Below are 5,072 nucleotides of genomic sequence, written 5' to 3' on the forward strand. Positions count from 1 at the left end.
TGTACTTTTCCTGCTTGGATCAACTCACCTGCTTGATTAAGTTCTTTAATAATTACAGGAGCTAGAATTTGATAAGACAACTTAGAACTAGCGATCGCCTGTTGAGAATATGTAACTAAACTCTTCCAAATTTCTGTATTTTTATCCAAATTCAACAAACCATTACAAACCTCTATAAGCTGTTTTCTAGAGTCAGGAGAATCAGCTTGTTTAAACACCTCCAACATTTCTTTTAACTTACTTTTAACTTGTTGAGCAAAATTAGATTTAGATATTGTCTTCCCATTAGTAGATTGAGAAACAGTACCACCACCTACTAAAGTATTCAAATTAGTTTCTAATTCTGAAAATATAGGCAAAGCACCATCAACAATGTCTTGTCCCTCTTCTTCCCTCAAACCATAGGGACTTTGTAGACGTTCTACTAACTCTTTGAGAGTATCATACCCTTTTAAAAATTGAGACTCTACTGTTTTGTCAATATCAACAGGATTTTCGCGGATTATTTTGAAACAATCTTCTAAACGGTGAGCTACCTTTTGTACACTGTGCATTCCTAACATAGCAGCCCCACCTTTTACAGAATGAGCGGCTCTAAACATATCATTAATAGCTTCAGAATCTGACATTGTAGACTTCAAATCTACCAACCCATTTTCTAAAGTAACTAAATGTTCTTCTGCTTCTAATATAAATAATTGTTTAATCCGATCGTCTTGTTCTGATGACATAATATTTCTCCTAACAATTACAATTATAGCAATTCCCGTGCTGGTGAGGTCCAAAATTTTTTGGTTCTAGGGAACAGGGAATAGAAGACAAATTAAAGATAGGTCTATCTCACTAATTTGAGAAACGCTATATTAACTAATTAGGTAAGAAAAAAAGGAGTTTAGTAGAAAACTCTATTAACTTGAAGTTACTACTTTTATTTTAGCATTAATAACTGAATATCTTGCCGTTTGTGGAGCATTCCGTCAAGAAATGCTTTTGACTTTTGCGCCCTACATTATCTCAAAAAGTATTCTTTGAATTAATGAAGAGATAGGAAGATGGGGAGATGGTAATCAGACATAGCATTACTCTTCCGAAATGGTATTAGTACAGATTAAAAGTTTAAAACTCAGACAACACAGTATTTTTCCTTCTTCCCTCTTCCTTCTTCCTTTTGACTTTTAATTTCTTCCCCAACCAGGATTTTAATGGCCTAAATAGCGATTGTGCCAATATTTATAGGCAGCATAAGCCAAGGTAACCACACAAGTGACTATAGCAGATTCATCGACCTCAAATTGAGGATGATGCAGAGGATAATTAGGTTTGTCTTTGTGTCCCACTCCCAAACGAAACATCATACCTGGAACTTTCTTCAAATACATAGAAAAGTCTTCCGCACCAAGGGAAGGCTCAGATAAAATACAAACCCGATCGCTACCCCAAGCTTCCAGAGAAACTGACTCAACCAACTGAGTCAATGCTGGGTCATTTTGTACAGATGGTACTCCCTGACGATAATTTAGTTCATACTTAGCGCCATAAGAACCACAAATATTAGCCACAATATTTTCAATCCATGCAGGTAAAACTTTATGGGTATCTGGATGAAGCGATCGTACTGTTCCCCACATTTTTACTTGGTCAGATATCACATTTGGCGCTCTTCCGCCACTAATCTTACCAATTGTTAACACTACAGGTCTTAAAGGATTATGAGTTCTGCTAATGGCCTGTTGTAAATTAGTAATTATTTGGGAAGCGATCCAAATTGCATCAATAGCTTCATGGGGGCGGGCACCATGACCAGATTCCCCAATAATTGTCAGTTCCAAATCATCAGCCGCAGCAGTTAGTACTCCGTGACGAATACCCACCGAACCTGCTGGAATAGTGGGGTAGACATGGACCCCTAAAATTCCCTGTACATCCTCAAGTGCCCCATCTTCAATCATCCAACTTGCACCTTGGGCAATTTCCTCTGCTGGTTGAAACAGAAACCGAACATTACCTGGTAAGGGTTCTCCCAATTCAGATAATACCATTGCTGCCCCTAGTCCTACAGTTGTATGGACATCGTGACCGCAGGCGTGCATAATGCCAGCATTACGGGAGGCAAAATCTAAATTAGTACATTCTTTAATCGGCAAAGCATCCATATCGGTACGAATAGCTAGCCATTGATTATTATTATTAACTTTGAGTTCTCCCAGAACACCAGTTTTACCGATAGACTCTCGTACATGAAGACCACAGGAAGATAACACACCTGCAACATAAGCAGCCGTTTGGTACTCTTGGCCACTTAATTCTGGGTGAGAGTGAATATGACGACGAATTTCAATCATACGGGGGGCGAGGGTAGTTGCTAAATCTTTAATTTTGGTAAGCATAGAAATTTTATATTTGTGTCGTATTGAGTTTATCTAACTTAGCAGTTATGTTCTGTTGATGTTTAACAATTAATAATTAACAATTACCGAATAATTAAGGTTTAAACCCTCTACTTTAAAGGAGAAACAATGAATTAATTTTCTTTTTATTCAATTCTCTTCCTTTTAGGGAAAAGTAATTATCCATTATCAATTATTGAACTTTTCTTGTTAAGAAGAGGATTGATTAATACCAATTTCCAAAAGTAATACTATACTTGGCTGGAACTTCAGCTATTAAGTAATTAATACGGATAAAATCATTCTTATCTTAGTTATTGGCAAGTTAATGCTCATTATTCTAATGTTTATCTCTCCTCCACTCCCCTAACCCCCTACTTAATAAAGTGTAGAAAAAATTAAAAATTGTATAATAGGTCTTAGGTTTTAGGTAGTACTTATATATTTTTTTGACTATATAATACCTGTTTGTGTAGCATTGCCTAGGAAAAATTAGTGAAAACTAAATATTTATGGTGTTTGGTTAATCCTGTAGATAAACTGGGAATATTCTTCCTCAATTCAACTTACAAAACTGTGAAAAAGCACTTCATTGTTTGAATAATTTTCGTAAGCATTCAGCTATTAACATTTAGCTTTTCCTGCGGAATGCGCTCGCATTCAGCTTTTAAACGTACAGGACTTTCTAAGGTGAGCTAAAGGAGACCAATTTATTCATAAGTTTTAATTCTCCTTGGAAACTAATTCCTCCTGAGCGTGTGATAATCAGTTAATAATTCATAGCTGATAGCTGATAGCTGATAGCTGACGGCTGAATGCTTACTAATTTTCTTTGTTTAGGGGAAAATTGTAGCTTCTATCCAATATTTGAAAAAATCCATAAATCTTATTTTTTTATACCGAAAAGCACTTTTCTTTCTCCTGACTACTTTACCGAATAATTTATGAATAGCCACTGACTCTGTAATCCCCATTTATCCTAACTCCTAACTACTCCCTACTCCCTACAAAGAGCAAAAAGACTTTCCATACGCAAACCCTAAGTAATTAAAATTAATATCATACACGTGCTTCAGCAACGCCAAATTTGTTTTGCCTGAAAAATATTAAACCTAAAGTTTTTCTGGAGGTGAAAATCAGTTTTGTTAAAAATTTACACCTAGAAATTTTCCGTATTGTGAGCTTGAGAAATTATCTTTTTTAAGAAATAAAAATAGCGTGATTTTGCTTTGTTGCATAACTATTAAATTAACTGAAATATAATAAATAGTATTTTAAATTTACAGTTAAATTAGGTGTCTTTGCTAAACTATGAAAACTGTTAGGTTAAATTATCCTTTATCTCTACTAATGCCTCTGTTAGCAATAGCAGTCGCAACCCCCACTACAGCACAACCCATTACCCCTGCTAACGATGGCACAGGAACAACCGTCACCTCACAGGGCAACCAATTTAATATCCAAGGGGGAACCAAGAGTGGGGCAAACCTCTTCCACAGTTTTGAACAATTCAACCTCAACTCCGGCCAAACAGCAAACTTTCTTACTACTCCTGATACCCGAAATATTTTAGGCCGAGTTACAGGTGGAAATGCCTCAATTATTAATGGTTTGCTCCAAGTTATCGGTGGTAACTCCAACCTCTTTCTCATGAACCCTGCTGGAATTATGTTCGGCCCGAATGCCAGACTGAATATACCTGCCTCTTTCAGCGTTACTACCGCCACAGGTATTGGTTTTAACAGTAATAACTTTTGGTTTAAGGCCATGGGAACAAATGACTACTCAAATCTAGTAGGGAACCCCAGTGGTTATAGATTTAATGTATTAAACCCAGGCGCTATAGTTAATGAAGGAAACTTAAGTTTAACTCCCGGTGAAAATTTGACTTTACTTGGTGGTATCGTTGTTAATACTGGGGAACTTTCTACAGCAGGAGGTAACATTACGATCGCTGCAGTGGAAGGTGGTAATATCCTGAGAATATCTCAACCAGGACATTTATTAAGTTTGGAAGTTGCTTCATCAGTGGAAAATGGAGCGGATATTTCAAATTTTACTCCCCTATCTTTACCACAGTTATTAACAGGTGGAGAAGCAACTCATGCTACATCCATGACTGTTAATGCTGATGGTGATGTGGTTTTGATAGATACAAATACAATGGTTGCGGATGTATCGGGAGATGCCTTTGCTGCGGGAAATATAGATGTATCAGCTTCTGGGAATATTGGTGGACAGGTTAATATTTTGGGCGATCGCGTGGCAGTGATAGATGCAAATATTAATGCTAATGGTTTGAATGGAGGGGGAACAATATTAATAGGAGGTGATTTTCAAGGCAATGGAATAGTGAGTAATTCTCAGCAAACTTTTGTTGACGGAAATTCGTTTATTTCGGCTGATGCTATTAGTTATGGTGATGGAGGAAGGGTAATAGTTTGGTCAGATGGCATAACTAATTTTGGGGGAAATATTAGTGCTAAAGGTGGAGATTTTTCTGGGGATGGCGGGTTTGTTGAAGTTTCGGGAAAACAACAGTTAATTTTTGATGGAAATGTTAATGTTAGTGCTGCATCTGGAAATTCTGGAACGATTTTATTAGATCCAGAAAATATTGAGGTTGGAGAGTTAGAAGCAACTGAAATAGTAGAAGATAATTCTGAAGTTGAATCTAATGAAAAT

At 36.6% G+C, this 5,072-nt stretch carries 3 protein-coding genes; 1 reads left to right on the forward strand and 2 read right to left on the reverse strand.

Going from position 1 to position 5,072, the window contains the following annotated elements; all coding sequences use genetic code 11:
* The coding region (locus AC3DU7_RS24750) for an Hpt domain-containing protein (RefSeq protein WP_488041954.1) at positions 1–731 on the reverse strand (731 nt) is incomplete at its 3' end.
* Between the two features lie 468 nt (positions 732–1,199).
* On the reverse strand, positions 1,200–2,387 hold the full coding sequence (locus tag AC3DU7_RS24755) for a M20 family metallopeptidase (RefSeq protein ID WP_488041955.1): 1,188 nt from the start codon (positions 2,385–2,387) through the stop codon (positions 1,200–1,202).
* 1,311 nt (positions 2,388–3,698) lie between these two features.
* Here AC3DU7_RS24755 and AC3DU7_RS24760 point away from each other — a divergent pair.
* Positions 3,699–5,072, forward strand: a 1,374-nt coding sequence (locus AC3DU7_RS24760) for a two-partner secretion domain-containing protein (RefSeq protein ID WP_488041956.1), incomplete at its 3' end; no start/stop codon positions are given.

The sequence above is a fragment of the Okeania sp. genome, from assembly GCF_983059655.1.

Bases quoted from the DNA above. Each gene is read 5' to 3' on its own strand.
- AC3DU7_RS24755 (WP_488041955.1), bottom strand. From the start codon at position 2,387: ATGCTTACCAAAATTAAAGATTTAGCAACTACCCTCGCCCCCCGTATG.